The organism is Streptomyces sp. NH27 (assembly GCF_056859195.1).
Map to the genome: position 1 here is coordinate 1 of NZ_JACEGK010001085.1, position 458 is coordinate 458.

Genomic DNA, 458 nt, shown 5'->3' on the forward strand with positions numbered 1-458 from the left:
TCCCTAGCTGCATCGGCTTTCCCGCGGGTCCGCGGGTCCGCGGGTCCGTGGGTCCGTGGGTCCGTGGGTCCGTGGTTTCCGGATTCTCCGGCCTTTCCGGCTCCCGGAGGTGAGACGTTCCGGCCGCGGGTCCGTATGGAGAGGGTGAGCGCCGCGGCCGCGGCGACCTTCCACCTCCGGGAAGCCACCCGCTGATGTCTCGATCCGCGATACGCGAACTCGACCGGGAGCCGCCGGTGCGGCAGGATGCGCCCGTGGACGGACCCCCTCCGGAGATACCGCAACAGGCCGGTGCGGCCCGGCCGGACGGCCCGCCCGGGCTGGACGGCGCGGCCCTGCCCGGCCCCGCGCCCCGGCCCGACGGCGCGGTCCCGGAGGAAGACCTCATGCGGGCGCTGTACCGCGAACACGCGAGCGCCCTTTTCAGCTACGTGCTCAAGCTCGTCGCGGGCGACCGC

At 74.5% G+C, this 458-nt stretch carries 1 pseudogene; it reads left to right on the forward strand.

Features of this window, described 5'->3' with window-relative positions:
• Positions 1 to 320: 320 nt before the first annotated feature.
• Positions 321 to 458 (forward strand): annotated as a pseudogene (locus tag AC13HU_RS38140) (sigma-70 family RNA polymerase sigma factor); the annotation flags it as partial.